Source organism: Robertmurraya sp. DFI.2.37, from assembly GCF_029211245.1.
Lineage (GTDB): Bacteria > Bacillota > Bacilli > Bacillales > Cytobacillaceae > Robertmurraya > Robertmurraya methanolica_A.
On record NZ_JARGEJ010000371.1, the window covers coordinates 1 to 366 of the forward strand.

1 protein-coding gene is annotated in these 366 nt (G+C 36.6%); it reads left to right on the forward strand.

Annotated elements, in window-relative coordinates; translation table 11 throughout:
- The coding region (locus tag PZE06_RS26925) for a hypothetical protein (protein WP_275792229.1) at positions 1 to 366 on the forward strand (366 nt) is incomplete at both ends.

The window sequence follows — 366 nt, forward strand, 5'->3', positions numbered from 1 at the left end:
GCAACTACAGTTGATGCAAAATCCGGTGCTGTAGAATTGAGCAAAGAAGATGTAGCTAAACTGAAAGGTCTGAAGATTGCTTCATACGAATGGGCTGCTGATGGTTTGGGAGATAAAGTTAATGGGGTAACTCATACAAAAGCTAATGGTTTCCAAGTAACATTGACTGCTGGTGAAGCTGTAATTACTACAAATAACAAAGTAGTAGATGGTATTTTAGAAGAAAATCAGGACGTAACAATTCCTACTGACATCAACAAGGTTACAATTGCAACCAAGTTCAATGAAAAATTAGGTATGGTATTGGATGATACTAAATTGAACGGTACATTGACTTTGAAGAATGCTGATGGATTTGTATTGGCT